Source organism: Amycolatopsis sp. NPDC051045 (genome assembly GCF_040682955.1).
GTDB lineage: Bacteria > Actinomycetota > Actinomycetes > Mycobacteriales > Pseudonocardiaceae > Amycolatopsis.
Window position 1 is genome coordinate 1 of sequence record NZ_JBFBCC010000039.1, and the last position, 26,616, is coordinate 26,616.

Below are 26,616 nucleotides of genomic sequence, written 5' to 3' on the forward strand. Positions count from 1 at the left end.
TTCACCCAGCTCGCCTGCGCGGTGATCTGCTACCGCCGGGCTATCAAGCTGGACCTGCTCACCCACAACAACCCCAAATGAGACGTGGTCTAAGCCGCTCGCCAGGCCGCGCCGCCGGCCGACACCCGCCAGGGCGTCAGGCGCAGCACGGTGATCTTCGGGTCGCGGTGATCCTCGCCGCCGAGGATTTTCGGGTCGTAGCCCAGCGGTTCCGGTGCCGACGCGAACAGGTCCCACAGGTACTCGCGCGTCTGCTCGTCGTCGGCGAACTCGGCCCGGCACTCCGCGACCGCCACTTCGTGCTGCGGGTCCCAATACGAGCAGGACACGTACGGCGACGCCGCCAGATGAGCCAGCTTGAGCGGCGTCGGCCGGGTGAACAGCCAACCGGTCAGGCCGTCGGGCCCCTGCTCCCAGATCGGGTGGACGACCCGGGAGCGTGGCCGGCCCCGCCGGTCGACCGTCACCAGCGTGCACCAGACGATCCGGTGGGCCACGCGAACGAACGCTTCGGCCAGCTCCGCCGGTACTCTGCTAGATTCCACAACCATGGTTGTGCATCCTAACACCCTCGACCTGTCGCTGACCGCGCTCTTCGCGGGCTGGGCGATGACCGACGAGGTCCAGCGGCGGCTCGCCGGGCAGGGCTTCGGCGACCTGCGGTTCAACGACGGCGTCGTGCTCCAGCACGTCCTGGCCGCACCGCTGTCCATCACCGCGCTGGCCGAGCGGATGGGCGTGACCCAGCAGGCGGCCTCGAAGGCGGTCGCCGACCTCGAACGCCGGGGACTGCTGCGCCGCGAGCCCGGCCCGTCCGACGCGCGGACCAAGCTCCTGCACCTCACCGAACACGCGCAGAACGCCGTCGAAGCCACCCGCGCCTTGCGGCACGAGCTCCAGGACGAACTCGAAAAGGAGTACGGCACCGAACGCGTCGGCGACGCGCGGGCCCTGCTGGCCTCGATTATCGGCCGTTGCGGTGGCGACGACGCGATCCGCGCCCGCCGCGTCCGGCCCCCGCGCTGATTACCCCCGACGTAATCGACGCCGCCGCCGGATAGGCCCACGATCGGCGGCATGAGCGAATCCGCGAAGAACCGCATGATCGTCGTCGACTGCCTGGAGAACCTGTTCGTCCACAAGGACTTCGACGCCGCGAAGGCCGCGCTGCACCCCGATTTCGTCACCCACAGCCCCGGGCTGCCCTCCGGCCGCGAGGCGTTCACCGAAGCCGTGAAGAACTCGCCACTGGCCGGCGCGACCGCGGTGATCAAGCACGTCGTCGCGGAGGACGACCTCGTCGTCGCGCACCTGCACGTGGCCGGACTCGCCGTCGTCGACATCCTGCGCGTCGAGGACGGCCTGCTCACCGAGCACTGGGACGTCAAGCAGCCCGCTAGCGGGTGATCACGCAGGTCCCCGACGCCGTGGCCAGCAGCCTGCCCTCGGCGTCGCGGATCTCCCCCTCCGCGAAGGCGATCCGCGAGCCCTCCTTCACGACGCGGCCCGTGGCGCGGATCTCGCCGCGGCCCGCGTGGATCGCGCGCAGGTAGCTCACCTTCAGCTCCACCGACGCGTAGCCGACGCCGGCCGGGAGCGTCGTGTGCACCGCGCAGCCGATCACCGAATCCAGCATCGTCGCCGCCACGCCGCCGTGGACCATGCCGATCGGGTTGTACAGCGACTCGTCCGGCTCGGCGACCGCGACGACCTCGCCGGCTTCGATCCGCTCCCAGCGCATGCCGAAGTGCTCGGCGATCGGCGCCGGCGGGACGCGACCGTCGGCGATCGCCGTCATGTACTCCAGGCCGGACATCGTGGCACCGAGCCGGGCGGTCGCCAGCGGGTCCTGCCAGGTGATGGTCTTCGAGCGGACCTGCGCTTCGACGTCGGTCATCCGGACTCCTCGATTATGACAGCTGTCTTAATGGGCAGCTTCGCCCCGCGGACCCGGCGCCGTCAAGCGCGGCGTGACCCAGGCCACCGGTGGTCGGACGGGAGCCCGGGTGGAATCATCCGGGAGTGGACATCGACCCCGGCCGCAAGCTGATCGACCCGGAACGGGTGGCCGCGGCGATCGAAGGCCTCGGGGACCGCGCCGTCATCGACGAGTGGGCCCGGCGCTTCTCCGTGGTCGCCGACCCCTCCCGGCTGGCCCTGCTGGTCTCCATCCACTACGCCCGCGAGATCAGCGTCACCGACCTCGCCGCGGCCACCGGCATGACCGACACCGCGGTGTCGCAGGCCCTGCGGCTGCTGCGGGCCCACGGACTGGTCACGTCGCACCGCGCCGGCCGGGTGGTGCGGTACCGGCTCGCGGACGCGACGGTGCACGAGCTGATCCACCGGGTGCGCCCGCACCCCCGACAAGCTGTGACCACCGGGGCTTCGCCCCGAGCCGGGGGCTCCGCCACCCGGACCCCCGAACAACCCGCGGAGGAAGCCGAAGACCGGTAGCGTGCGGGCATGACGGGATTGCCCGAGACCATCACAGCCTGCCTGTTCGACCTCGACGGAGTCTTGACCGGCACGGCGATCCTCCACCGCGAGGCCTGGAAACGGACGTTCGACGAGTTCCTCCGCGCCCGTGACGGCGCCGGGTTCGCGGAGTTCACCGACCACGACTACGCGGCCTTTGTGGACGGCCGCCCGCGCGCCGACGGCGTGCGGGAGTTCCTGCGGTCACGGGGGATCGTGCTCCCCGAGGGCGAGCCGGACGACCCGGTGGACGCCCCGACCGTCAACGGCGTGGGCAACCGCAAGAACGAACTGGTCCTCAAGATCATCGACGAACGCGGCGTCAACCCCTACCCGGGTTCGGTGCGCTACCTCGAAGCGGCGAAGGCGGCCGGCCTGCGGATCGCGGTCGTGACGTCGTCGGCCAACGGCGCCAAGGTGCTCGACGGCGCCGATCTGAGCAAGTACGTCGAGGCGCGCATCGACGGCATCGTGATCCGCGAACAGCACCTGAAGGGCAAGCCGGCGCCCGACTCCTTCCTGGCCGGCGCCGCGGCGCTCGGGGTCGAGCCCGCGCACGCGGCCGTCTTCGAGGACGCCCAGTCCGGCGTCCAGGCCGGGAAGGCCGGCGGCTTCGGGTACGTCGTGGGCGTGAACCGGGCCGACCAGGCCGAAGAACTGCGGGCCCACGGGGCCGACATCGTCGTCGACGACCTCGCCGACCTCCTGGAGGACCGATGACCGAACGGCACGGCTACGAATGCGCGCCGTGGGAACTGCGCTGGCGCGGCATGGACGTCGACGCCCTGCAGCGCACCGAATCGGCGTTCGCGGTGTCCAACGGCCACATCGGGCTGCGCGGCACCCTCGAGGAGGCCGAGCCGCGCGGGCTGCCCGGCACGTACCTCAACGGGTTCTACGAGCAGCACGAACTCCCCTACGCCGAAGCGGGCTACGGCTACCCCGAAGAGGGCCAGACCGTCGTCAACGTGACCGACGGCAAGATCATCCGCCTGCTCGTCGAGGACGAACCGCTCGACATGCGCTACGGCGCGGCCACCGCGCACGACCGGGTGCTCGACTTCCGCACGGGCACGCTGTGCCGGACCACGGAGTGGTCGTCGCCGACCGGGCGGCGGGTTCGCGTGCGCACCGAACGGCTCGTGTCGTTCACCCAGCGCGCGATCGCCGCGATCCGGTACGAGGTCGAGCCGCTCGACGAGGACCTGCAGCTGGTCGTCCAGTCCGACCTGCTGGCCAACGAACCGATCGAGTCCGACACCAATGATCCGCGGGTGGCCGCCGCGCTGGAGTCCCCGCTGGTCGGCGAGTTCCACCGCGCGTCGGAGTACAACGCCGTGCTGGTGCACCGGACCCACCGGTCCGGGCTGCGGATGGCCGCGGCGATGGACCACAAGATCGAGGTGGACGACGGGATCCGCGCCCGCATCCACTCCGAGGAAGACCTCGCGCGGCTGACCGTCGCGGTCGACGTGCCCAAGGGCGGCCGGCTGCGGATCACCAAGTTCCTCGCCTACGGCTGGTCCGCGCAGCGCTCGGTGCCCGCGCTGCGGTCGCAGGTCGAGGCGGCGCTGGCCGGGGCCCGCCAGACGGGCTGGAAGGGCCTGCTCGCCGAGCAGCGCGAGTTCCTCGACGACTACTGGGCCACTTCCGACATCGAGATCGAGGGCGATCCCGAACTGCAGCAGGCCGTCCGCTTCGCCCTGTTCCACATCCTGCAGGCCGGGGCCCGCGGCGAGAGCCGCGCGATCGCCGGCAAGGGGCTGACCGGGCCCGGCTACGACGGGCACGCCTTCTGGGACACCGAATCCTTCGTCCTGCCGGTGCTGACCTACACCATCCCGGACGCGGCGCGCGACGCCCTCCGCTGGCGGCACTCCACAATGGACAAAGCCCGGGAACGCGCCCACCAGCTGGGGTTGCGCGGCGCGGCGTTCCCGTGGCGGTCGATCAACGGCGCCGAGTGCTCGGCGTACTGGCCGGCGGGCACGGCGGCGTTCCACGTCAGCGCGGACATCGCCGACGCCGTCCTGCGCTACCTCAACGCGACCGGCGACGAGCAGTTCGAACGCGCCTACGGCACCGAACTGCTCCTGGAAACCGCGCGGTTGTGGGCGTCGCTGGGCCACCACGACCGGCACGGCGCGTTCCGCATCGACGGCGTCACCGGCCCGGACGAGTACTCGGCGGTGGCGGACAACAACGTCTACACGAACCTGATGGCGCGGCGGAACCTCCAGGCCGCGGCGGAATCGTGCGAGCGGCACCCGGACGTGGCGGCGCGGTTCGGCGTCGACACCGTCGAGCTGGACTCCTGGCGCGCGGCCGCCGCGGCGATGTACCTGCCCTACGACGAAGAATTGGGGGTGCATCCCCAGTCGGAGGGGTTCCTCGACCACGACGAGTGGGACTACGCGGGCACCGATCCGGCCCAGTACCCGCTGCTGCTGCACTTCCCGTACTTCGACCTCTACCGCAAGCAGGTCGTGAAGCAGGCCGACCTGGTGCTGGCGCTGCACCTGTGCGGCGACTCGTTCAGCCCGGAGGAGAAGGCCCGCGACTTCGCGTACTACGAGGCGAGGACCGTGCGCGACTCCTCGCTGTCGGCGGGGACGCAGGCGGTCGTCGCCGCCGAGGTGGGCCACCTGAAGCTGGCCTACGACTACCTCGCCGAAGCGGCGTTGACGGACCTGCACGACGTGCACAACAACGTGCGCAACGGCCTGCACATGGCGTCGCTGGCCGGAGCGTGGCAGGGCGCCGTGGCCGGGTTCGGCGGCCTGCGCGACCACGGCGGGACGTTGGCGTTCGCGCCGCGGCTGCCGCCGCAGCTGGAACGGATCACCTTCCGCCTGATGTTCCGCGGCACCCGGTTCCAGGTCGAGATCGATCCCGACCAGGCCACCTACCACGTGGTCGCCGGGGCGCCCCTGGAAGTGCTGCACCACGGGGAGCGCATCACGGTCACCGCGGAACCGCAGCGGTTCGCGATCCCGAAGATCGACGCGGGCACCCCGCCGAAGCAGCCGGCCGGCCGCGCCCCGATGCGGCGTGACTCGGAAGTGGTGCGTCAGTACGCGGAGCCGGCCAACCCCATCACCGAGGAAGGTCGCTGACGGCGTCGCGTCCGGGTGGGGCCGGGACTTCCTCGGTCCCACCCGGGTTGACGTCCGGGTCCGGGGCGGTGGGCACGTCGTGGGTCAGCCCGCTGGGGGTCGGGAGCTTCGGGAGCTCTTCGTCGTCGTCGTGGGGGTGGGGGTGGATGCGCTGCTGCTCGCTCATGCTTTCCGGGATACCCGCTTTTCCCGGTCAGGGCCAGCGGATCAGGCCGCCCGCTTCGCCGCTGCGGCTCTCGCCTTGTCCTGCAGGGTGAGCAGCAGGCCGTCGCGGGTCGACCAGGGGCAGATCGTCACCTTGCCACCGGCGACCGTCAGCAGGGCTTCCGCCACGATCGCGCCCGCGAGGGCCTGGTGGGCGCGGCTGCGGGAGATGCCCGGCAGCTCCGCCCGCTTCGACGGCGGCAGCGCGGCGAGCCGCGGGATCCAGGCCCGCAGGTCCTCGAGCCGCAGTTCCTTGCACTTCCCCGGGCGGGCGCCGGCCAGCCGCGCGAGCTGCTGCAGCACCTTGGAGCAGCCGACGACCTGCGGATCGTCGACGTCGGCGGCACCCAGCGTGGTGGTCACGACGTCGAGCGCGTGCGTCCGCAGGGCCTTGACCTGCTTGTTCGACACGCGCTCGGAGGGCAGCCAGTCCCGGGTCATCGATCGGGCACCCAGCGGCAGCGAGCGCGCGAAGGTGGCTTTTTCACCGTGGCCGGCGGCCAGTTCGAGCGTCCCGCCGCCGATGTCGAGCACCAGCATCGGCCCGGGCTCCGCGTCGTACCAGCGGCGGGCGGCCAGGTAGGTCAGCTCGGCCTCGCAGCGGCCGGAGAGGAACCGCAGCTCGACGCCGGTTTCCCCGGCGACGTGCCGGACGACGTCCGCCGCGTTGGCCGCGTCGCGGATCGAGGACGTCGCAAGCGGGTAGACGTCGCTGACGCCGTGGCGGTAAGCCATGGTCATGCCCGCCGCGACGGCGGCCGTGACGGCGTCGATGCCGCGGGTGCTGAGCCGGCCGCGGACGTCGAGCTCGCGGTCCAGGCGCAGCCGCGTCTGGTGGTTGACCACCGGCTCCCGCGGTGAGCCGTCCACCGGCACCACCACGAGCCGGGCGCTGAACGAACCGACGTCCAGCACGCCCACCGCGGGCTCTTTCCGTTTTCGCACAGCTCGGCGCACCTCCGCTTGCTGAATATCCTCGGTTCGACGGCTCGAAACCAGCAATGATGTCCGATCTCACCGCGGGCTGCCGGGCATTTCCGGTTTTGCGACCCTCCGGACGTGCCGATCTGCCGCGAAGGGTCACAGTGAGATAACCCGATTGAGTGAACCATGGTGCCACCGGACACAATTCGGTAACGCCCGCGGCTCGATGTCCGATTAATCGGACATCGGAACCGGCGTGGAGCAGGGGAAAGAGATGCAGCGATCCGAGCTCGTGCGGCCGGCCGCCGTCGTGCTCGCGGTCGTGGCCGGGCTCGGCTGCGTCCTGCTCGGCGTCACCTCGGTGCTCGCGCCGGCCCCGGCGATCGCCCCGGCCGCGGACCGGCCCGTGACGGCCGGTGCCCCGCCGCTGACGCTGCTGGTTCCCGACCTCGGCCTGACCCAGGACCACCTGGTCGGCCTCGGCCACATCGGCGGCCGCCGCGAGCAGCCCGGCACGGCCCGCGGCGTCGGCTGGTTCGCCGACGGCCCGGTTCCGGGTGCCCCCGGCGTCGCGGTGCTGTCGGCGCACTCGGGCTTCGGCTATTCCGCCGGCGCGTTCGCCCGCCTGGACAAGCTGAAGCCGGGCGCGACCATCACGGTCCGGGACGCTCAGGGCCGGGAATCCCGGTTCACGGTCCGCAAGACGGCGGTGTTCCCGGCGAACGAACCGGACAGCACGCTGGTGGCCCCGGAGGGCCCGGGCCCTCAGCTGCGGCTGATCACCAGCGACGGGACCTACGACAGCGCCGGGCTGAGTGACACGCGGGTCGCGGTCTACGCCACCCCGGCCTGACGCGAGTGACTCATTCGCGGCTTCCGACGTTCCGAATGAGCCACTCGCGGCACTGCGGTGGGCGACCCAGGCGTGCCGGCCGTCAGCCGATCAGCTCGCGCAGGTGCGACACCGCCGCGACGCGGGCTTCGCGGCCCGGCTGCAGCGGGTTCACCACCAGCGTCGTCGCGCCCGCCTCGGCGAAGGCCGCCAGCCGCTCCTTCACGTACCCCGCCGGGCCGACCAGGGAGATCGCGCGCAGCAGCTCGAGCGGGACCGCCGCCGCCGCTTCTTCCTTCTTGCCGTCGAGGTACAGGTCCTGGATCAGTTTCGCCTCGGCCTCATAGCCGTAGCGGCGGGCCAGGTCGTTGTAGAAGTTCTTGCCCCGCGCGCCCATCCCGCCGATGTACAGGGCCAGGACCGGCCGCAGGTGGTCGAGCAGCGGCTCGACGTCGTCGCCGATGGCCAGGGCCACGGTGACGAACGTGTCCAGCTCACCCAGCGCCGCGTCGCGCTTGGCCTGGCCCTCGGCCAGGGACGCGCCCCAGACGTCGGCGACCTTCTCCGGGTGGAAGAAGATCGGCTGCCAGCCCTCGGCGATCTCGGCCGTCAGCGCGACGTTCTTCGGCCCGATCGAGGCCAGCAGCACCGGGATCCGCTCCCGCACCGGGTGGTTGATCAGCTTGAGCGGCTTGCCCAGGCCGGTGCCCTGCTCGGGCGGCAGCGGGATCGTGTAGTGCTTGCCCTCGTGCACCACGCGCTCACGGCGCCACACCTGGCGGCACACCTCGACGATCTCGCGGGTCCGGCCCAGCGGCGCGTCGTACTTCACGCCGTGGAACCCCTCGATGACCTGCGGGCCGGACGCGCCGAGCCCGAGGATGAACCGCCCGTCGGAGACGAAGTCGAGGCCGGCCGCGGTCATCGCGGTCAGCGTCGGCGTGCGGGTGTAGATCTGGAAGATCCCGGAGGCCAGCTGGACGCGCTCGGTCTTCGCCGCGAGGTAGCCGAGCTGGCTGACCGCGTCGAACGAGTACGCCTCCGGCACGAAGACGACGTCGAGGCCCGCCTTCTCCAGTTCGACGATGTCGGCGACGCTTTCGGCGAAGCCTCCGGCGTAGCTGATCGCGGTCCCGATCCTCATGGACGTCCTCCCGTGCTGAGCAAGCGCTTAGTCGTCCGTCATTATGGAGGACATCCGGCGCCGATCGGTGTGCGCACCGCCACTTCCACCCGGTTCAGCCGGGAACCACCGTCCCCCGCACGTCGCCGAAGCCGATCCGCGTCCCGCCCGGGCCGGGCGCGGTCGCGCTGATCACCACCTCGTCGCCGTCCTCCAGGAACGTCCGCGTGCCGCCACCCGGCAGCTCCAGCGGCTCCCGGCCGCCCCAGGACAGCTCCAGGAACGAGCCGCGCTGGTCGCGCTCCGGGCCGGTCACCGTGCCGGAGGCGAACAGGTCGCCCGTGCGCAGGCTCGCGCCGTTGACCGTCATGTGCGCCAGCTGCTGTGGGGCCGTCCAGTACTGGGTCGCGAACGGCGGGCTCGACACGAGGTGGCCGTTCAGCCGGATCTCCAGGGCGAGGTCCAGCCCCTGCTTCTCGCCGGTCCGGAGGTACTCGAACGGCTCCGGGTCCTGCGGCGGGCCGTCGACGCGCGCGTGCTCCAGCGCGGCCAGCGGGACGATCCACGGCGACACCGACGTCGCGAACGACTTGCCGAGGAACGGCCCCAGCGGCTGGTACTCCCAGGCCTGGATGTCCCGCGCCGACCAGTCGTTGACCAGGCAGACGCCGAACACGTGGTCCGCGAAGTCCGCTGTGGACACCCGGGTGCCCAAAGCGGACGGGGTGCCGACGACGAACCCGACTTCGGCCTCGATGTCCAGCCGCTGCGACGGGCCGAACGAGGGCGCATCGGCATTGCGGGGCTTGCGCTGCCCGTGCGGCCGGACGATCGGCGTGCCGGACGCCACGACGGTGCCGGCCCGGCCGTGGTAACCGATCGGGAGGTGCTTCCAGTTGGGCGGGAGCTCGGTCGCGTCCGGCCGGAAGATCTTGCCGGCGTTGAGGGCGTGGTGCTCGCTGGAGTAGAAGTCGACGTAGTCGGCGACCTCGATCGCCAGGTGCGTCGTGACCTCGGTGGCCGGCACGAGGTGCGGCCGGAGCTGATCGGCGTAGCGGGGCTCGGTCAGCCACTCCGTGACGCTTTCGCGGACCTCCCGCCAGGTGGCGGGCCCGGCGGCCAGCAGCGGGTTGAGGACTCCGGCGGTGAGCAGCGGGGCGAAGGAAGCGGCGGTTTCCGCGGCCGCGGCGGTCAGGTCGAGCACCCGATCGCCGACCGGCACCCCGATCCGCCGCTCGGGCGCCCCGCCGACCGAGAAGACCCCGTAGGGCAGGTTGTCCAAGCCGAACGGCGTGTCGTCGGCAAGCTCCAGCCAGGTCACATGCACTCCTCGTCCCGGGCGGCCCGCGCCGCCACCCAACCGGCCACCGCGGCGCCGGCGAAATCCCGCCGAGCCACCGTCACTCCCCACCTCGAGCCGCCCACGCCACCCCGGCGCCGCCGGCGAAACCCCGCCCGGCCACCGTCACTCCCCGGCCACCGCAGCCCGCGCCGCCACCCGACCAAGCCACCGTCACTCCCCGGCCACCACAGCCCGCGCTGCCACCCAGTCGGCCACCACGCCCGCCAGGACCGGCAGTGGCAGGGTGCCGCTGCCCAGCACCGTGTCGTGGAACTCGCGGATGTCGAACCGCTCGCCCAATGCGCGCTCCGCCTCGGCGCGCAGCCGTTCGATCTCCAGGCGGCCCACCATGTAGCTGAGCGCCTGGCCCGGGTGGCCCGCGTAGCGGTCGATCTCCGCCTCGATCTCGATCGGGGCCATCGGCGTGTGGTCCTGCAGGTAGTCGACGGCCCGTTGGCGGCTCCAGCCCAGCGCGTGCAGCCCCGTGTCGACCACCAGCCGCGCCGCCCGCATCGAATCCTGCGTCAGCAGGCCGAGCCGCGCGGTGTTGTCCGAGTACAACCCCATCTCGTCGGCGAGGCGCTCGGCGTACAGGCCCCAGCCCTCGGCGTAGGCGTTGAACATGGCGATCCGGCGCAGCAGCGGCACCCCGGTCAGCTGCTGGGCCAGCGCCAGCTGGAAGTGGTGCCCCGGCACGGCTTCGTGGAACGCGACCGCCTCGCCCAGGGTCCGCTGCCGCTGGTTCGCCTCGCGCGTGTTGGCGTAGTACGTGCCCGGCCGCGAACCGTCGAGCGACGGCTCGATGTAGTAGGCGATCGAGCCGCTTTCGGCCTCCGCGTCGGGCACCGGGGCGACCTGGCACCGCTGCTCCGGCACGCGCGAGAACCATTGGGGCGCCACGGCTTCCGCCCGGCTGATCGTCGCGCGGGCGGCTTCGAGCAGCTCGTCGCCGTCGCGCCAGCGCAGCGCCGGGTCCGTGCGGATCCGGTCGAAGATCTCCGCGAGGTCGGTCGTGCCGAACAGCTCGGCGCCCAGCTCGCGGTACTCCTCCGCCAGCCGCTCGATGATCGCCAAGCCGGTGTCGTGCAGGTCCTGCGCCGTGCGCTCGGTCGTCGTCTCGGCCCGGATGAGCGCCGCGTACCGCTCCGGACCACGCGGCAGGTCGCCGAGCCCCGGCGACGTTTCGGGCCGGCCCACCGGGACGACTTCGTCGGCCAGGAAGTCCCGGTACCGCGCGTACGCCGGGTGGACCACCTCCGCGAGCAACCGGTCACGCTCGGCTTCGAGGCCGTGGACCGGCACCTTCAGCGGGTCGTTCTCCGGGGCGGCGAGGTACCGCTCGACGTAGCCGACGCCGATGCGCGCCAGGAACTCCGGTGGCGTCAGGCCGGCCGCGAGCGCGGCCCGCTGCCGCTCGATCAGCTGGTCCAGGTACGGGCCGACCGCGGCCAGCCTGCTCAGGTAGCCGCGGGCCTTGGCCTCGTCGTCGAGGATCGTCTGCGGCAGTTCCATCAGCAGCTCGAGGGCCGGCGCGGCCAGCCCGTCGCTCACCGCGATGTCGGTCCGGCCGGAGTCGAGCACGTCGATCTGGGTGCGCGCCTGCCAGATGACGACGTCCCGGGTGACGCGGTCGGCCGGCTCCAGCGCCGCCGCGTCGATCGCCTCCGCTCGCGTGATGATCCCGGCCAGCCCGGCGCGGTGCCGGGCGGCGGCTTCGGCGGTCTGGTCGGCGAGCTTGTCGTGCGTGCCCGGCAGGCCGTACAGCGACGGGAGCAGCGGCTGTGCCTCGAACATCAGCTCCAGGCACTCGTCGGCGAGCCGGTCGGGCGTATCACGGCGCTGCGCCACCCAGTCGGCGACGACGCCGGACAGCACCGGCAACGGCAGGGTCCCGCTGCCGAGCACGACGTCGTGGAACTCGCGGATGTCGAACGCCTCGCCCAGTGCTTGCTCGGCCTCGGCGCGCAGCCGCTGGATCTCCAGCCGTCCCACCATGTAGCCGAGCGCCTGGCCCGGATCGGCCGCGTACCGGTCGATCTCCGCCTCGATCTCCAGCCGCGCCATCGGCGTGTGCTCGGCGAGGTAGTCGACCGCCTGCTGCCGGCTCCACCCGAGCGCGTGCAGCCCGGTGTCGACGACCAGCCGGCCGGCTCGCATCGAATCCTGGGTCAGCATGCCCAGCCGCGACACGTCGTCGGAGTACAGGCCCATCTCGTCGGCCAGCCGCTCGGCGTAGAGCCCCCAGCCTTCGGCGTAGGCGTTGACGTGCGCGATCCGGCGCAGCAGCGGCAGACCGGTGAGGTCTTGGGCGAGGCACAGCTGGAAGTGGTGCCCCGGCACGGCTTCGTGGAACGCGACGGCCTCGCTGGTGAACCGCGGCCGCTGGTCCGCTTCGTGGGTGTTCGCGTAGTAGACGCCCGGACGCGTGCCGTCGAGTGACGGCTGCAGGTAGTACGCGATCGTGCCGCTGGAAGCCTCGGCCGCGGGCACCGGCCTGACCTCGCACTTCTGCTCCGGCACCCGCGAGAACCACTGGGCGGCAACGGCTTCCGCACGGGTGATGGCGGCCCGGGCTCCGGCCAGCAGTTCCTCGCCGTCTCGCCAGCGCAGCGCCGGGTCGGTCCGGATCCGGTCGAAGATCTCCCCGAGGTCCGTGGTGCCGAACAGCTTTCCGCCCAGCTCGCGGTACTCCTCGGCGAGGTTTCCGATCAGCGCCAGTCCGGTTTCGTGCAGCTCCTGCGCCGTGCGCTCGGTGGTCGTTTCGACGCGGATCAGCGCGGCGTACCGCTCCGGCCCGCCCGGAAGTGCCCCGATCCCCGGTGACGTCTCGGGCCGGGCCACCGGCGCGACCTCGTCGGCCAGGAAGGCGCGATAACGCGCGTACGCGGGCCGGACGACCTCCGCGAGCAAGCGGTCGCGTTCGGCTTCGAAGCCTTCGAGTGCGTACGACGGTGTCACCCGCAGCGGGTCGCTCTCGGGCGCGCCGAGGTAGCGGTCGACGTAATCGACGCCGATGCGCACCAGGAAGCCCGGCGGCACCAGCCCTTCGGCCACGGCCGCGCGCTGGCGGCCGATCAGCGCGTCGAGGTAGTCGCCGACGCCCGCGAGCCGGCTGAGGTAGCCGCGGACCTTCGGCTCGTCGTCCAGCACTGTCTGCGGCAGGTAGAGCAGCAGCTGCAGCGCGGGCGCGCCGAGCCCGTCGCTGACCGAGATGTCGGCGCGGCGCGAGTCGATCTCGTCGATCGCCGCCTTCGCCTGGGAGAGCACGACTTCCCGGGTGACCCGCTCGGCGGCCGGCAACCCGGCGGGGTCGAGCGCTTCGGCGCGCACGGCGATCGCCGCGTAACGGGCGCGGAACCGGGCTTCGGCTTCCGCGCTCGGCTCGGGCAATCGGTCGTGGTCGCCGGGCAGGCCGAACACCGACGGGTACAGCGGCTGCCGCTCGAAGTTGAGCGCGACCAGCTCGTCGGCCAGCCGATCGGGCGTGTCCGCTTGGTCCGCCACCCAGTCGGTGACCACCTTGGCCAGCGCGGACAGCGGCAGCATGCCGTGGCCGAGCACGACGTCGTGGAACCCGCGGATGTCGAACCGCTCGCCCAGCGCTTGCTCGGCCTCGGCGCGCAGCCGCTGGATCTCCAGCCGTCCCACCATGTAGCCGAGCGCCTGCCCCGGCCAGCCGACGTACCGGTCGATCTCCGCCTCGATCTCCAGCCGCGCCATCGGCGTGTGCTCCACCAGGAAGTCGACCGCCTGCTGCCGGCTCCAGCCCAGCGCGTGCAGCCCGGTGTCGACGACCAGCCGGCCCGCCCGCATCGAATCCTGCGTGAGCATGCCCAGCCGCGACACGTCGTCGGAGTACAGGCCCATCTCGTCCGCGAGCCGCTCGGCGTAGAGCCCCCAGCCTTCGCCGTAGGCGTTGAACATGCCGATCCGCCGCAGCAGCGGCAGGTCCCGCAGCTCCTGGGTCAGGCTGAGCTGGAAGTGGTGGCCCGGCACGGCTTCGTGGAACGCGATCGCCTCGCTGGTGAACCGCGGGCGCTGGTCCGCTTCGTGGGTGTTCGCGTAGTAGACGCCCGGGCGCGTGCCGTCGAGCGACGGCTGCAGGTAGTACGCGATCGTGCCGCTCGCCGCGTCGGCCTCGGGCACCGGCGCGACCTCGCACTTCTCCGCCGGAATGCGCGAGAACCACTGCGGCGCCACGGATTCGGCGCGGGCGATGGCGTCCCGGGCCGCGGCCAGCAGTTCCTCGCCGTCCCGCCAGCGCAGCGCCGGGTCGGTGCGCAGGCGCTCGAAGATCTCGGCGAGCTCGGTGGTGCCGAACACCTTCGCGCCCAGCTCGCGGTACTCCTCACCGAGTTTCCCGATCAGCGCCAGCCCGGTCTCGTGCAGCTCCTGCGCCGTGCGCTCGGTGGTCGTCTCCGCGCGGATCAACGCGGCGTACCGCTCCGCCCCGCCGGGCACGTGGGAGATCCCCGGGGCGGTGTCGGGCCGCCCGGCCGGCTCGACCTCCGTGCGGAGGAAGTCCCGGTACCGCGCGTACGCCGGGTGGACCACCTCCGCGAGCAGCCGGTCGCGCTCGGCCTCGAAGCCCTCGACGGCCGCCGTCGTGCCGACCTTCAGCGGGTCGGTGTCCGGGGCGGCGAGGTAGCGGTCGATGTACTCGATGCCGGCGCGGGCAAGGTACGCCGGCGGCACCAGGCCTTCGGCCAGGCTCTCGCGCTGCCGCTCGGCCAGGTCGGCGAGGAACGGCTCGATCGCGCCGAGCCGGGCCAGGTACCCGCGCGCCTTCTTCTCGTCGTCCAGCCGGTAGTACGGCAGGTACATCAGCAGCCCGAGCGCGGGCGAGGTGAGCCCGTCGCTGACCGCGAAATCGGCTGCCCGCGCGCCGAGCCGGTCGGCCTCGACTTCGGCGGCGGCGATCACGACCTCGCGCGTGACGGCTTCTTCCGGCGTCAGGTCTCCGGTGGCCAGCGCCCGGGCGCGGGGGGCGATGGCCGTGTACGCGGCGCGGTAGCGCTCCTGGGCTTCCCGGGTCTGGTCGGCGAGCCGGTCGTGGCCGCCGGGCAGGCCGAGGACCGACGGGTGCAGCGGCTCCTGCTCGAACGACAGCTCGACCAGCTCGCTCGCCAAGCCGTCGACGGTGTCGCCGTGGCCGGCCACCCATTCGTCGACGACGGTGGCCAGCACCGAGAGCGGCAGCGCGCCGCCGGCCAGCACGAGGTCGTGGAACGCGCGGAGGTCGAACCGGGAGCCGAGCCGCTGCTCGGCGCGGGCGCGGATCCGCTGGATCTCCAGCCGCCCCACCATGTACGCCAGCGCCTGGCCCGGCCACGCGATGTACCGGTCGACTTCGGACTCGACCTCGGCGCGCGCCTCCGGCGTGTGCTCGAGCAGGTAGTCCACGGCCTGCTGACGGCTCCAGCCGAGCGCGTGCAGCCCGGTGTCGACGACCAGCCGGCCCGCCCGCAGCGAGTCGCCGGTCAGCATGCCGAGCCGCGCGACGTCGTCGGAGTACAGGCCCATCTCGTCGGCGAGGCGCTCGCTGTAGAGCCCCCAGCCCTCGGTGTACGCGGTGAACATGCCGATCCGCCGCAGCAGCGGCAGCCCGGTGAGGCCTTGCGCGATGGTGAGCTGGAAGTGGTGCCCCGGCACGGCTTCGTGGAACGCGGTCGTCTCGGCCATGTGCCGGAACCGCTCGCCGGCCTCGTGGGTGTTCGCGAAGTAGATGCCGGGCCGGGAACCGTCGGCGGCCGGCCGCAGGTAGTACGCCGCGGGCGCGCCCGGCGCGGCCTCGGGCGGCACCGCCTCGACCGTGCACTGCTGCTCCGGGACCCGGCCGAACCACTTCGGGGCCTCGGCAGCCGCCCGGCCGACGGCGGTGCGGGCGGTCTCCAGGATCTCCTCACCGCTGGTCCAGCGCAGGGCGGGGTCGGTGCGCAGCCGCTCGAAGATCTCGGCGAGGTCGTCGGTGCCGAACACCTTCAGCCCCAGCTCGCGGTACTCGACGGCGAGCGAGTCGATGACGTCGAGGCCGATCCGGTGCAGCTCCTTCGGGGTGAGCTCGGTGGTCGTGTGCATCCGCGCGAGCCGCGCGTACGCCTCGCCGCCGCCGGGCAGCCACGACACACCGGGCCGGTCCGCGGGCCGCCCGTGCGGCTTCACCTCGGTGACGAGGAATTCCCGGTACTCGGCGAAAGCCGGGCGGACGACGTCGGCGAGGAGCTCGTCACGCCGCCGCTCGAACTCCCCGTCCGGCGCCGGCTGGCGGCGCAGCGGGTCGGCGGCGGGTTCGGCGAGGTAGCGGTCGAGGTGCGCGACCGCGGCGTCGACCAGGTGGGCCACCGGGACGAGCCCCGCGGCGATGCCCTCGGCGTGCCGCCGCGCGGCCTGGCGCAGGTACGCCGGGATCGCGGCCAGCCGGCCGAGCTGGGCCTCGGCGGCCTCGCCCGCCGTCACCGTCGTCATCGGCAGCGCGATCAGCAGACCGGCCGCGGGCCCGATGGACAGGTCGGTGACCGTGAACTCGGCCAGCCGGCTGTCGATCGCCGCGATGCGGTTTTCGGCCGTGGTGATCAGGACTTCGCGCGTGACCCGCTCCTCGGCCGCGAGGCCCCCGGCGTCCAGCGCACGGGCCCGCTCGAGGAACCCCGCGAGCCGGGCCCGGAACGCCTGCTCGGCCTCGGCGGACAGATCCGGCAGGCCGGGCTCCGCCGGGCGCACGCCGAGCAGCGCGGCCGTCAGCGGATCGGCGGCGAACAGCGCTTCGACGAACTCGTCGGCGAGTTCGGTGACCGCGGTCATGGCAGGACCCCCAGCTTCGGCTGATGTGCTCCCGGCCGACCCTAACGGAGATCACCGACAGGAACGGCGGGTCGTTCGCCGGGGGCGGACGGCCTTCGGTGCCGCGGATCGGCGAGGCGGTAGCGTTGCCGGAGTGGCCGTGACCGATCCCGTGGACATCCGCCTGCTCGCCGCGCTCGCCGACCTCGGCAAGGCAGCCGTGCACGAGCTCGCGGCGAAGGTCGGCATGGATCCCCGCGAGGTCGCCTACCGGCTGGTCGCCCTTTCCGGCAGCGGGCTCCCCCTGCTCGTCGGCGTCGAGAGCGACCCGAACGGCCTGCGCGCGGCGATCGCCGGCGCGCCGCCGTCGTGGGCGAACCGGCCGCCGCAGCAGTTCCCGCCGCCCTCACAGCCGGTGCCCTCCCAGCCCGCGCCGCCGATGCCGCCGCCGGTCCAGGGCACGCCGTCAGGCCCGTACAACGTCCAGGGAGCGCCTTCGGGGCCGTACACCGTCCAAGGCGCCCCCTCCGGCCCGTACACCGTGCAGGGCGCACCCTCGGGGCCGTACACCGTGCAGGGCGCACCTTCGGGGCCGTACAACGTCCAGGGCACGCCGTCCGGGCGGTACCCGGGTCCGCCGCCCCGGCCACCGCAGCCCCCGCGCCCGCCTCAGCAGTTCCCGCCGCCGCAGGTACCGCTCGATCCCGTCGTGAGCACGTGGGGCCTGCCGCAGACGGCGAAGTGGGCTCGTGGCGACGAGCCGGCCAAGCCCACCGCCGCGGCCGGCAGGCGAGGCAGGCTCGGCGAGGTCATGGCGACCCACGGCCTGGAGGGCGAGCAGCTGTCGGTGCAGCTGCTGGAGGTGCAGGACCCGGCCGACTACCTGTTCAGCGCGGCCGGGTACCGCCTGGAGGACGGCGAACGCGCGGTGGTGGTGCACACCGAGATCACCAACCGCGGATCGATCCCGTTCGCCTCGCTGCCGGACAACTACCTCGAGCTGATCGCCGCCGACGGCACGGCGATCGGCAAAGCACCGGTGTCGCTGACGTCCCGGCCGCCGCACAAGATCGGCGTCAAACCGGGCGAGACACTGGGTGGGCACACGGTGTACGTCCTCCCGGACGCCACGCGCGTGGTCTCGGTCCGCTGGAGCCCGCGCCCCGAGCCGGACGAGCGAACACTGATCTGGTCGATCGAGGACTAGTAGCTCTCGTCGCGCAGGATTTCCAGGGCCTTCGCCAGGTCGTCCGGGTACTCCGACTCGAACTCGACCCACCGGCCGTCCGCGGGGTGCGCGAAACCCAGGGTCTTCGCGTGCAGCCACTGCCGGTTGAGCCCGAGGTGGCGGGCCAGCACCGGGTCGGCGCCGTAGGTCAGGTCGCCGACGCAGGGGTGCCGCAGGGCCGAGAAGTGGACGCGGATCTGGTGCGTCCGCCCGGTTTCGAGCTTGATGTGCGCGAGCGAGGCCGCGCGGAACGCCTCGACCACTTCGTAGTGCGTCACGCTCGGGCGGCCGCCCTGGACCACCGCGAACTTGTAGTCGTGGCGCGGGTGGCGATCGATGGGGGCGTCGATCGTGCCGCGCATCGGGTCCGGGTGGCCCTGGACGATCGCGTGGTAGCCCTTGTCGACCGTGCGTTCCTTGAACGCGCGCTTCAGCACGGTGTAGGCGTGCTCGCTCTTGGCCACCACCATCACGCCCGTGGTGCCCGCGTCGAGCCGGTGGACCACGCCCTGGCGCTCGGCCGCGCCCGACGTCGAGATGCGCAGGCCGGCCGCGGCGAGGCCGCCGACGACGGTCGGGCCGGTCCAGCCCGGGCTCGGGTGGACCGCGACGCCGACCGGCTTCGAGATCACGATGATGTCGTCGTCGTCGTGGAGGATGCGCATGCCCTCGACCGGCTCGGCGACGACCTCGACCGGGTTCGCCGGTTCCGGCAGCGTGATCTCCAGGAGGCCGCCGCCGGAAAGCCGGTCGGACTTGCCCGCCGGGCGGCCGTCGAGCAGCACGTCCCCGGACTCGGCGAGCTCGGCGACGACCGTGCGGGACAGCCCGAGCAGCTTGGCGAGGCCGGCGTCGACCCGCATCCCGTCGAGCCCGTCGGGCACCGGGAGCATCCGCGACGTCACGCCTGGTCCTCCTGCTTCTTCTTGTCCTTGGTCGACGTGCCGTCGTAGTCCTTGCCCAGCAGCGACAGCAGCACGATCAGGGCGCCGCCGACGCAGATCGCCGAGTCGGCGATGTTGAAGATCGCGAAGCCCTTGCCGTTGGGGGCGAACGCCGAGATGAAGTCGACGACGTGGCCCTGCAGCCCGCCGGGCGCGCGGAAGATGCGGTCGGTCAGGTTGCCGGTGGCGCCGGCGAGCACGAGACCGAGGCCGATCGCCCAGCCGATCGAACGCAGCCGCCGCGACAGCCAGATGATCGCGATGACCACGGCCAGCGCGACCAGGGCGAGCACCCACGTCATGCCGGTGGCCATCGAGAAGGCGGCACCGGGGTTGCGGATCACCTGCAGGTAGATCAGCCCGCCGAGGATCCGGAGCGGCTCCTTGCCCTCCAGGTTGGCGGTGACCAGGTTCTTCGTCACCAGGTCGATCGCCCAGAAGACGACGGCGACGGCGAACACCCAGCCGACCCGCCGCTTCGGCAGCAGCGGCTTCGCCGGGACCTCCGGGTTCTCGGGCGCGTCGGCGGCCGGATCGGGCACCGCGTCGGCGGGGGTGGCGGTGTCGGGTTCGGAGTGGCTGGGCTCGGTGCTCACCGGTCCATTGTCCACGGCGCTGGTCAGGCCGCGGCGGGCCCGTCCGGCCGCGGGCGCAGGAGCACGGCGAACGCGGCCGCGAACAGCAGGCCCGCCGCGGCGAGCGCCCCCGCCGACGACGGCTGGAACACCACCGTGACCAGCGCGAACACCCCGGTGACGGCCAGCAGGAACCGGCTGCGCTCGTAGCCGGCCAGCAGCAGGAGGCCCAACGTCGCCAGCAGCGCGCCGCGCAGGTCGCCGCCCAGCCGGAACTGGAGGGCGCCGACCAGGTCGAGCAGCGGGACGGCGGCCAGCGCCCCGAGCGTGCCGAGCAGGAACCGGCCGGGGCGTGGCGGCCGCAGCTCCCGCCAATACCAGACGGCCACCGCGAGCACCACACAGGCGAGGGCGGCGAGCCAGCCGAGCGTCGCCGACGGCACCACGTCCGCCGCGACGGCGGTGATCGAAACCCGCTCGCCGACGGTGGTCCCGCCGGTGCCGAGGCCGTGGAGATCCTGGGACACCTGGTAGCCCGTCGCGAACGGCGCGAGCGGCGCGGGCTCGTCCGGCACCAGGTCGACGGCCACCATCACGAGCTGCGCGAATCCCAGCGCGGCCAACGGGAACCAGTACCGCCGCGAACTCCCCATCGCCTCAGGGTAGCGGGCGCGGGTTTCCCCGCAGCAGGGCGACGAAGGCGGCGGCGAGCAGGATCAGGGCCGAGACCAGCACGCCTGCCATGTCCGCCGAAAGCACCAAAACGACCAGGGCGAACGCGACCGCGGTGAGCAGGACGAACCGGCTGCGCTCGTACGCGGCGAGCAGCAGCAGGCCGAGCGTGGCCAGCAGCGGGCCACGCAGGCCGTCGCCGAGCCCGAACTGCCAGGACCCGACCAGGTCGAGCAGCGGGACGGCGAGCACCGCGCCGACCGTGCCGAGGACGAACCGCCCGGTGCGGACGGGCCGCAGGGTTACCGCGTACCAGACGGCCGTGCCGGCGACCACCACGCCGAGCGCGACCAGCCAGGCGGGTCCGCCCGGCAGGCTGCCGCCCAGGGCGTGGAAATCGTCCAGGGCCATCCACTGGAGGCGGCCATAGGTCGGCCCCGCGGAGTGCGCCGGTCCGAGGAGGAAGTTCGCGGCCCCGGCTTCGGCCCGGCTCCGGCGCGCCAGCAGCTGCGCCGCGGCCAGGCCGATCTCGGCGAAGCCCAGCAGTGCCAGCGGAAACCAGAAACGTGGCCCTCTCCCCATCGGCCCAGGCTAGCGCTCAGCAGAAGGGCGGCAGCTCCCGCGGGTCGCCCACCGGGGCCCAGCGGCCGTCCACCTTCGCGTACTCCCAGCGGGCTCCGCGCGCGACGATCTGCCGCAGCGCCAGCACCACGCGGTCGACGTGTTCCTCCGTGCTGCCGAGGCCGAGGCTGACGCGGACCGCCTGCTGCCCGTCGCCGCCGGTGACGCCGATCAGCCGCTTGGCCGCGATGTGCGCGCAGAAGGCGCCGTCGCGCACGCCGATGCCGTACTCGGCCGACAGCACCGCCGCGAGCCAGCCCGGGTCGAAGCCGTCGACGACGAAGCTGACCGTGCCGACCCGGTCGACCGGCGAGTCGAACAGCCTCAATTCGGCGCAGCCCGGGATGCCCTCGAGGCCCTTGCGGAGCCGCGCGAGCAGGGCCTGTTCGTGCGCCTCGACGGCGTCCCAGTTCCGGCTGAGGGTTTCGCACGCGACGCCGAGCGCGTACACGCCGACGGTGTTGGGCGAGCCGGCTTCGTGGCGCTCCGGGCCGGTGTTCCAGACGACGGCGTCTTCGGTGACGAGCTTGGTCGCGCCCCCTCCGGCCAGGTACGGCCGGGCCGCGCGCAGCCAGTCGGCGCGGCCGATCAGCGCGCCCGCGCCGAAGGGCGCATATAGCTTGTGGCCGGACAGCGCGACGTAGTCGACGTCCAGTTCCTTGATCGAGATCCGGCGGTGGGGGGCCAGCTGGGCGGCGTCGAGCGCGATGCGCGCGCCGTGCTTGCGCGCCACGGCCGCGATCTCCGCCACCGGGAGCAGCTCACCGGTCACATTGGACGCTCCGGTGACGACGACCAGACGCGGTCCCTGCGGGGCATCCGCGAGCGCTTCGTCCACAGCGGACACCGCGGCCAGCCGGGTGCGCGGGGTCGGCAGCCGCCGGACGTTCGGGCCCGTCCACGGCAGCAGCGCGGCGTGGTGCTCGGTGTCGAACACGATCACCGTGGTGTGCCGCGGCAGGCTGCGGGCGAGGAGGTTGAAGGAGTCGGTGGTGTTGCGGGTGAAGACGACGGTGTCGGTCCGCCGGGCGCCGGCGAACCGGCGCAGGACGTCGCGGGTGCGCTCGTAGAGCCGCGTGGAGACCTGCGAGGCGAAGCCCGCGCCGCGGTGGACGCTGGCGTACCAGGGCAGGAACTCGTCGACGGCGCTGCGGACCGCGTCGAGACACGGGGCGCTGGCGGCGTGGTCGAGGTTGGCGTAGCCGATGTCCCCGCCGGTCACCAGCGGCACCCGCAGCGACGCGCCGGCGACGGCGGGGATGCTGGACGAGACCACGGTTTCGAGCTGGGTGCGGTCGATGGCGAGAGTCATCGGTGCCTCCTCGGCAGTCCGGGGGACCCCCGGCGAGGGGCCCGCGCTTGCCCGTCGCACGACGCGACCGGCCTGGTCTTCACCCGGGGCACCCCACCGCGGTAGGAGGGTTGCCGGCCAGCAAGCCGGGGCTTCGCGCTGGCACTCATGACCTGGTCCAGAAGGTAACCGAGAGTGCGCCCGGCGGCCAACCCCGCCCCACATTCTGAGACGCCGCTCACAGGCAGTGGCCGCCGAAGGGAGCCGCCGACAGTGCCCGGCTTCGCGGCACGAAGATCCGCTACCGGCCGGACTCGCCCCTCCAGCGAGCCAGGCGCCCGGCCCGGTCGACGGCGCGGAGCCGGCGTTCGGCGGCGTCGCGGACGGCGCTCGTCGTGACGACCAGCAACTGGTCGTGCTCCTGCAGCCGGCTGGTCTTCTCCGGGGTGAAGCCCGTGCCTTCGCGCACGACCAGGCTGATCGTCGCCCCGACGGGCAGCCGCAGCTCGGAGAGGTAGACGCCGTGCAGCTTCGAGCCGGGCTGGATGCGGACCTGCAGCAGTTCGGCCCCCAGCTCGTCCAGCGGTGCGGAGTCGACGTCGATCTCGTACGCCTCGGACTTCTTGGCCAGCCCGAGCCGGCGCGCGAGCGGGCCGAGCGTCGCCCCCTGCACCAACGTCAGCACGACGACCAGCACGAACACCGCGTCGACCAGCCGCTGCGCGCCCGGCAGGCCCTGCGACAGCGGGATCATGGCGAGCACGATCGGCACGGCGCCGCGCAGCCCGGCCCACGACAGGAACGCCTGTTCCCGCCACGGCAGCCGGAACGGCAGCATCGACAGCACGACCGACACCGGCCGCGCCAGCAGCAGCACGACCGCGCCCGCGACCAGGCCCGGCACGATCGCGTCGAGCAGGCGGCCCGGCGAAGCGAACAGGCCGAGCAGCACGAACAGCCCGATCTGCGCCAGCCAGCCCAGTCCTTCGGCGAACGAAAGCGTGTCCGACCGGTGCGGCAGCCGCGAATTGCCGAGCACCAGCGCGGCGACGTAGGTGGCGAGCAGCCCGGACGCGTGCAGCAGCTGCCCGGACGAGTACGCCACGACGCACACCGCGACCGTGGCGAGCGGGTAGAGCCCGGTCGCCGGCAGCGCGGCCCGGCGCAGCGCGAACCCGCCGAGCCAGCCGAAGGCCAGCCCGATGACCAGGCCCGCCGTCAGCTCGTAGACCACCAGCAGGGGCAACGTCCAGTCCACAGTGGTGCCTTCGGCCAGCACCACGACGGCGATGTAGGCCGGCGCGTCGTTGATGCCCGACTCGAGCTCGAGCGTTCCGGTGAGCCGTTGGCCGATCCCCGCCGTGCGCAGCACCGAAAACACCGCGGCCGCGTCGGTGGAGGCGAGCACCGCGCCCCACAGCAGCGCCAGCCGCCAGTCGAGGCCCAACAGCCAGTGCAGGGCCGCGCCGGTGACTGCCACGCTCACCACGACGGCCACTGTGGACAGTGCGATTCCGCTGCCCAGCGCGGGTTTCACGGCCGACCACCGGGTGGTCAGGCCGCCTTCGGCGAGGATCATGACGAGCGCGGCGAGGCCGAGCGACTGGGTCAGCTCGGGGTTGTCGAACCGGACGCCGAAGCCGGCTTCGCCCAGCAGCACGCCGATCCCCAGGTACAGCAGCAGCGAGGGCAGGCCGAGCCGGATCGACACGCGCACGGCCAGCACGGAGGCGAGGAGCACGACGCCGCCGACGCCGAGCAGCACGGGAAGCTGGTCCATGCCGCCTCCCTCCCGAGTGCCGTGGGGCCCTCAGAATAGTGAGGCGACGAGGTTAACTCGTTCGTGTCCCGCTGCCCGGCGCCGGACAGCCGGTGTGTTAAGGCCCCGCAACGCCACCGAGCGCGTCCAGATCGACACCGAGGGCGGCGAACGGCTCCCCCGCCGCCGGCAGCACCTTGACCGCGCGGTGCCCGTCGCGGGCCACCCAGCCGGCGTCGACCGCCCGATCGAGCAGCGCCGCGGGCAGGGCCCCGGCGAGGTGGTCGCGGCGCTCCGTCCAATCCAGACAGTCGCGCAGCAGCGCCCGCCGCCCGGCGGCGACCGGCACACCGAGATCCGCCAGCACCTCGCGGCCACGCGGGGTCAGCGCCAGCCCACCGGCCACGTCGAGCAGGCCGGCGGCGAGCATGCCGTCGCGGAGGGCGACCCCGAGTTCGCCGGCGAGGTGGTCGTAGCAGGTCCGCGCGAACCCGAGCCGCCGCGCCCGCAGCGACGACTTCAGCCCCGTCACCGGCCGGTGCCCGGAAGTTTTTCGGGGGCTCCGGGTGGCGGAGTCCCCGGCCCGGGGCGGAGCCCCGAATGTCACGGCGTGCTGGGCCAGGTGCTCGATCAGCTCGGCCACGCGCGGGTCGGCGATCCGGACGTAGCTGGCGCGGCCCTGCTTGACGCGGGCGACGAAACCGGCACCGGCCAGCCGGGTGACGTGCTCGCTGGCCGTCGAGAGCGCGATCCCGGCTGCCTTCGCGAGCTCACCGACCGTCCAAGCCCGCCCGTCCAGCAGCACGAGGCACATGGTGGCCCGGCTCGGGTCGGCGAGCACCGCGGCCACCTCGGCCAGCGCGATCGTCTCCATGCCCCCACGCTACGGCCCGCACCCTTCGCCCGCGGCCGAACCTTCGCACCCAGCCGGACGACACGCGTACCTGGACGGACGACACGCGTACCCAGGCGGACGACACGATGACCGCGCTGCGGGCGTCGGTGTGTCGTCCGGCTGCGTACGCGTGTCGTCCGGGTGAGTGCGCGTGTCGTCCGGTTCGGGGCGTCAGCGGGCCTTGAGGAACTTGGCCGCCAGCTGGACGGCCGGGCCCGAGTCGTTCGAGTCCTCCAGGACCACCGCGAAGGCCACGTTCCCGCGGTAGCCGACGAACCAGCCGGTGGCCTGCTTGCCGTCGCCGAACTGGGCGGTGCCGGTCTTGCCGAAGACGTTCCCGGCGGAGGCGGCCGCGTGGCCGGTGCCGCTGGTCACCACCGCGCGCATCAGCTTCCGCACCTCGCCGAGCGCCGACGCCGGCGGCGGCGAGTAGCCCTTGACCACCGTGGTCTCGAGGTCGTGCCACAGCCTCGGCGTGATCGCCTTGCCGGTGGCGACCGTGGCGGCCATCAGCGCGCCGCCGAGGGCGCTGGCCTGGATCCGCCCCTGGCCGAACCCGTCCTCGACCTGCTCGTCCTTGCTCGCGGCGGGTTCGACCTTCCCCAGTTCGGTCTTCAGCCCGGGGATCTCGTAGTCGGCGTTGAGGCCGAGTTCGTCAGCCGCCTTCTTCAGCCCGTCCGCGGGCAGCCCGAGCGCGAGCTGCCCGAACGTCGTGTTGCAGGAGCGCGCGAACGCCGTCTGCAGGTTCGTCGCGCCCAGCTCGAAGCCCTCGTTCTTGACCGTCCGCGTGCCGATCGTCGCGACGCCGGGGCAGTCGACCGGCGAAGCCGCGGTGAGGCCGCTCTGCTGGACCGCCGCCACCGCCGTGGCGATCTTGAACGACGAACCCGGCTCGTACAGGCCGTTGAGCGCCTTCGGGGCGTTCCCGGCGGCGGCGTTCTGCGCGACGGCGAGGATGTCGCCCGAACCCGTGTCGAGGGCGACGAGCATCGCCGACCCCTGGTAGCCGTCCACCGCGGCCTGGGCCGCGCTCTGCGCAGCCAGGCTCAGGCTCGACACGAGCGGCTTCGCCCCTTCGGCCGACGTCTTCCCGAACAGCGTCTCGACGCTCTTCCCGCCGGTGTCGACGCGCTCGACGGCGAAGCCCCCGCCGGCCGCGGCCGTGACCTGCCCGGTGAGCGCCGAGCGCAGCAGCGGGGCCGGGTTGCCGTCCACCGGCCGCACGCCGCCGGCGCCGCTGATGAGCAGCGGCTTGCCGTCGCGGTCGGCGACCGCGGTGGTGTCCTGCGCGGCGGTGCTGATCACCAGCCGCTGGCCCGCCTCCAGCTTCGGGTGCAGCAGCGACGGCGCCCAGTGCACGAGCCACTTGCCGCCGGCCTGGGCGAGCTCGAACGGCACGTCGTAGGTCCAGACCTGGCCCGGCTTCAGCGTCCACGACAGGCTGAACGTGCCGCTCGTCTGCTTCGCCCCGGCCGCGGTCGGCTGCAGGACGGCGAGCTTGGCGGCCACCGACGCCGGGCTCAGCGTGTTCCGCGTGCTCCGCAGGGCCACCGCGGCAGCCGCGTTGTCGTCGGTCAGCCGGGCGGCCGCGTCGGGGTTGTTCTCGGACAGGTCCTGCAGGTACTCGGTGATCGCCGAGTTCGGGTCGTGTGCGCCGGGGCTCTCCACCGCGGTCGCCCCGGTGGCCGCTTCGGGTGCCGAACTCCCGCCGTTCAGCAGGAAGAACGCGGCCACCAGCACCACGACGACCAGCAGGGCGCCGCCGATCAGGATGCCCCGTCTTTTGGCCGGACTCATTCCGCGTACCCCTCCCCCAAGGTGCCGCCCCCGGA

General features: G+C 72.9%; 21 protein-coding genes, 1 pseudogene and 1 riboswitch. Of the genes and pseudogenes, 7 read left to right on the top strand and 15 right to left on the bottom strand.

What is annotated here, in order from left to right; genetic code table 11:
• Window positions 1-89: 89 nt before the first annotated feature.
• Window positions 90-551 carry a pyridoxamine 5'-phosphate oxidase family protein gene (locus tag AB0M80_RS42045; RefSeq protein ID WP_364576127.1) on the bottom strand — a complete coding sequence of 154 codons (462 nt, stop codon included), beginning with the start codon at window positions 549-551 and terminating at the stop codon, window positions 90-92.
• On the opposite strand from AB0M80_RS42045, the gene AB0M80_RS42050 reads away from it, so the two are divergent.
• A complete protein-coding gene (locus AB0M80_RS42050) occupies window positions 550-1,026 on the top strand; it encodes a MarR family transcriptional regulator (RefSeq protein WP_364576129.1) in 477 nt (158 codons plus the stop codon). The two genes, AB0M80_RS42045 and AB0M80_RS42050, sit on opposite strands and share 2 nt — an antisense overlap.
• A 51-nt stretch (window positions 1,027-1,077) precedes the next feature.
• A complete protein-coding gene (locus AB0M80_RS42055; protein WP_364576131.1) occupies window positions 1,078-1,407 on the top strand; it encodes a nuclear transport factor 2 family protein in 330 nt (109 codons plus the stop codon).
• Here AB0M80_RS42055 and AB0M80_RS42060 read toward each other — a convergent pair.
• Window positions 1,397-1,897 (bottom strand): PaaI family thioesterase, encoded by a 501-nt coding sequence (locus tag AB0M80_RS42060; RefSeq protein WP_364576133.1) that lies wholly within the window; start codon window positions 1,895-1,897, stop codon window positions 1,397-1,399. The genes AB0M80_RS42055 and AB0M80_RS42060 overlap by 11 nt on opposite strands.
• Window positions 1,898-2,028: 131 nt before the next feature.
• Between AB0M80_RS42060 and AB0M80_RS42065 the strand changes: the two are divergent.
• The 3 genes and pseudogenes from AB0M80_RS42065 to AB0M80_RS42075 all read left to right on the top strand — a co-directional run.
• Window positions 2,029-2,361, top strand: a pseudogene (locus AB0M80_RS42065) (metalloregulator ArsR/SmtB family transcription factor); the annotation flags it as partial.
• Between the two features lie 105 nt (window positions 2,362-2,466).
• The gene (locus tag AB0M80_RS42070; RefSeq protein ID WP_364576135.1) at window positions 2,467-3,198 is read left to right on the top strand and encodes a beta-phosphoglucomutase family hydrolase; all 732 of its coding nucleotides are present in this window, start codon (window positions 2,467-2,469) and stop codon (window positions 3,196-3,198) included.
• Window positions 3,195-5,594, top strand: a complete 2,400-nt coding sequence (locus AB0M80_RS42075) for a glycosyl hydrolase family 65 protein (protein ID WP_364576137.1) — start codon at window positions 3,195-3,197, stop codon at window positions 5,592-5,594. The genes AB0M80_RS42070 and AB0M80_RS42075 overlap by 4 nt, the downstream gene beginning before the upstream one ends.
• On the opposite strand, the gene AB0M80_RS42080 is transcribed toward AB0M80_RS42075, so the two are convergent.
• On the bottom strand, window positions 5,575-5,760 hold the full coding sequence (locus AB0M80_RS42080) for a hypothetical protein (RefSeq protein WP_364576139.1): 186 nt from the start codon (window positions 5,758-5,760) through the stop codon (window positions 5,575-5,577). The two genes, AB0M80_RS42075 and AB0M80_RS42080, sit on opposite strands and share 20 nt — an antisense overlap.
• A 41-nt stretch (window positions 5,761-5,801) precedes the next feature.
• On the bottom strand, window positions 5,802-6,743 hold the full coding sequence (locus AB0M80_RS42085) for an exopolyphosphatase (protein ID WP_364576141.1): 942 nt from the start codon (window positions 6,741-6,743) through the stop codon (window positions 5,802-5,804).
• 253 nt (window positions 6,744-6,996) lie between these two features.
• Here AB0M80_RS42085 and AB0M80_RS42090 point away from each other — a divergent pair, with 253 nt between their 5' ends.
• Entirely contained in the window at window positions 6,997-7,575 is a 579-nt protein-coding gene (locus AB0M80_RS42090; RefSeq protein ID WP_364576143.1) for a class F sortase, read from the top strand.
• A gap of 82 nt (window positions 7,576-7,657) precedes the next feature.
• Here AB0M80_RS42090 and AB0M80_RS42095 read toward each other — a convergent pair whose 3' ends face one another.
• The 3 genes from AB0M80_RS42095 to AB0M80_RS42105 all read right to left on the bottom strand — a co-directional run bounded on the left by AB0M80_RS42095 (window position 7,658) and on the right by AB0M80_RS42105 (window position 16,820).
• Window positions 7,658-8,698, bottom strand: coding sequence for an LLM class F420-dependent oxidoreductase (locus AB0M80_RS42095; RefSeq protein ID WP_364576145.1), 1,041 nt, complete (start codon window positions 8,696-8,698; stop codon window positions 7,658-7,660).
• A gap of 94 nt (window positions 8,699-8,792) precedes the next feature.
• Complete coding sequence (fahA, locus tag AB0M80_RS42100; RefSeq protein ID WP_364576146.1) at window positions 8,793-10,004, bottom strand: fumarylacetoacetase; 1,212 nt, start codon at window positions 10,002-10,004, stop codon at window positions 8,793-8,795.
• Between the two features lie 186 nt (window positions 10,005-10,190).
• The gene (locus AB0M80_RS42105; protein WP_364576148.1) at window positions 10,191-16,820 is read right to left on the bottom strand and encodes a DUF885 domain-containing protein; all 6,630 of its coding nucleotides are present in this window, start codon (window positions 16,818-16,820) and stop codon (window positions 10,191-10,193) included.
• 133 nt (window positions 16,821-16,953) lie between these two features.
• On the opposite strand from AB0M80_RS42105, the gene AB0M80_RS42110 reads away from it, so the two are divergent.
• On the top strand, window positions 16,954-18,006 hold the full coding sequence (locus AB0M80_RS42110; RefSeq protein WP_364576150.1) for an AsnC family protein: 1,053 nt from the start codon (window positions 16,954-16,956) through the stop codon (window positions 18,004-18,006).
• Here the strand turns inward: AB0M80_RS42110 and AB0M80_RS42115 are convergent.
• The 8 genes from AB0M80_RS42115 to AB0M80_RS42150 all read right to left on the bottom strand — a co-directional run bounded on the left by AB0M80_RS42115 (window position 18,003) and on the right by AB0M80_RS42150 (window position 26,581).
• Window positions 18,003-18,932: an RluA family pseudouridine synthase gene (locus AB0M80_RS42115; RefSeq protein WP_364576152.1), complete on the bottom strand. Its 930-nt coding sequence runs from the start codon at window positions 18,930-18,932 to the stop codon at window positions 18,003-18,005. The two genes, AB0M80_RS42110 and AB0M80_RS42115, sit on opposite strands and share 4 nt — an antisense overlap.
• Entirely contained in the window at window positions 18,929-19,567 is a 639-nt protein-coding gene (lspA, locus tag AB0M80_RS42120; RefSeq protein WP_364576154.1) for a signal peptidase II, read from the bottom strand. The genes AB0M80_RS42115 and lspA overlap by 4 nt, the downstream gene beginning before the upstream one ends.
• Before the next feature lie 23 nt (window positions 19,568-19,590).
• Complete coding sequence (locus AB0M80_RS42125) at window positions 19,591-20,199, bottom strand: hypothetical protein (protein ID WP_364576155.1); 609 nt, start codon at window positions 20,197-20,199, stop codon at window positions 19,591-19,593.
• A gap of 4 nt (window positions 20,200-20,203) precedes the next feature.
• Window positions 20,204-20,800, bottom strand: a complete 597-nt coding sequence (locus tag AB0M80_RS42130) for a hypothetical protein (RefSeq protein WP_364576156.1) — start codon at window positions 20,798-20,800, stop codon at window positions 20,204-20,206.
• A 16-nt stretch (window positions 20,801-20,816) separates the two neighbouring features.
• Window positions 20,817-22,151 (bottom strand): aminotransferase class V-fold PLP-dependent enzyme, encoded by a 1,335-nt coding sequence (locus AB0M80_RS42135; RefSeq protein ID WP_364576157.1) that lies wholly within the window; start codon window positions 22,149-22,151, stop codon window positions 20,817-20,819.
• A gap of 38 nt (window positions 22,152-22,189) precedes the next feature.
• Window positions 22,190-22,304, bottom strand: a riboswitch (SAM riboswitch).
• 127 nt (window positions 22,305-22,431) lie between these two features.
• Window positions 22,432-23,910, bottom strand: coding sequence for a potassium/proton antiporter (locus tag AB0M80_RS42140; RefSeq protein WP_364576158.1), 1,479 nt, complete (start codon window positions 23,908-23,910; stop codon window positions 22,432-22,434).
• Window positions 23,911-24,007: 97 nt separating this feature from the next.
• Window positions 24,008-24,763 carry a metalloregulator ArsR/SmtB family transcription factor gene (locus AB0M80_RS42145; protein ID WP_364576159.1) on the bottom strand — a complete coding sequence of 252 codons (756 nt, stop codon included), beginning with the start codon at window positions 24,761-24,763 and terminating at the stop codon, window positions 24,008-24,010.
• A 192-nt stretch (window positions 24,764-24,955) separates the two neighbouring features.
• The gene (locus tag AB0M80_RS42150) at window positions 24,956-26,581 is read right to left on the bottom strand and encodes a penicillin-binding transpeptidase domain-containing protein (RefSeq protein WP_364576160.1); all 1,626 of its coding nucleotides are present in this window, start codon (window positions 26,579-26,581) and stop codon (window positions 24,956-24,958) included.
• Between the last annotated feature and the right edge of the window lie 35 nt (window positions 26,582-26,616).

Coding starts and splice junctions, on each gene's coding strand:
- AB0M80_RS42050 (WP_364576129.1), top strand. CDS start 550: ATGGTTGTGCATCCTAACACCCTCGACCTGTCGCTGACCGCGCTCTTC.
- AB0M80_RS42045 (WP_364576127.1), bottom strand. CDS start 551: ATGGTTGTGGAATCTAGCAGAGTACCGGCGGAGCTGGCCGAAGCGTTC.
- AB0M80_RS42055 (WP_364576131.1), top strand. CDS start 1,078: ATGAGCGAATCCGCGAAGAACCGCATGATCGTCGTCGACTGCCTGGAG.
- AB0M80_RS42060 (WP_364576133.1), bottom strand. CDS start 1,897: ATGACCGACGTCGAAGCGCAGGTCCGCTCGAAGACCATCACCTGGCAG.
- AB0M80_RS42070 (WP_364576135.1), top strand. CDS start 2,467: ATGACGGGATTGCCCGAGACCATCACAGCCTGCCTGTTCGACCTCGAC.
- AB0M80_RS42075 (WP_364576137.1), top strand. CDS start 3,195: ATGACCGAACGGCACGGCTACGAATGCGCGCCGTGGGAACTGCGCTGG.
- AB0M80_RS42080 (WP_364576139.1), bottom strand. CDS start 5,760: ATGAGCGAGCAGCAGCGCATCCACCCCCACCCCCACGACGACGACGAA.
- AB0M80_RS42090 (WP_364576143.1), top strand. CDS start 6,997: ATGCAGCGATCCGAGCTCGTGCGGCCGGCCGCCGTCGTGCTCGCGGTC.
- AB0M80_RS42095 (WP_364576145.1), bottom strand. CDS start 8,698: ATGAGGATCGGGACCGCGATCAGCTACGCCGGAGGCTTCGCCGAAAGC.
- AB0M80_RS42105 (WP_364576148.1), bottom strand. CDS start 16,820: ATGACCGCGGTCACCGAACTCGCCGACGAGTTCGTCGAAGCGCTGTTC.
- AB0M80_RS42125 (WP_364576155.1), bottom strand. CDS start 20,199: ATGGGGAGTTCGCGGCGGTACTGGTTCCCGTTGGCCGCGCTGGGATTC.
- AB0M80_RS42130 (WP_364576156.1), bottom strand. CDS start 20,800: ATGGGGAGAGGGCCACGTTTCTGGTTTCCGCTGGCACTGCTGGGCTTC.
- AB0M80_RS42135 (WP_364576157.1), bottom strand. CDS start 22,151: ATGACTCTCGCCATCGACCGCACCCAGCTCGAAACCGTGGTCTCGTCC.
- AB0M80_RS42140 (WP_364576158.1), bottom strand. CDS start 23,910: ATGGACCAGCTTCCCGTGCTGCTCGGCGTCGGCGGCGTCGTGCTCCTC.
- AB0M80_RS42145 (WP_364576159.1), bottom strand. CDS start 24,763: ATGGAGACGATCGCGCTGGCCGAGGTGGCCGCGGTGCTCGCCGACCCG.
- AB0M80_RS42150 (WP_364576160.1), bottom strand. CDS start 26,581: ATGAGTCCGGCCAAAAGACGGGGCATCCTGATCGGCGGCGCCCTGCTG.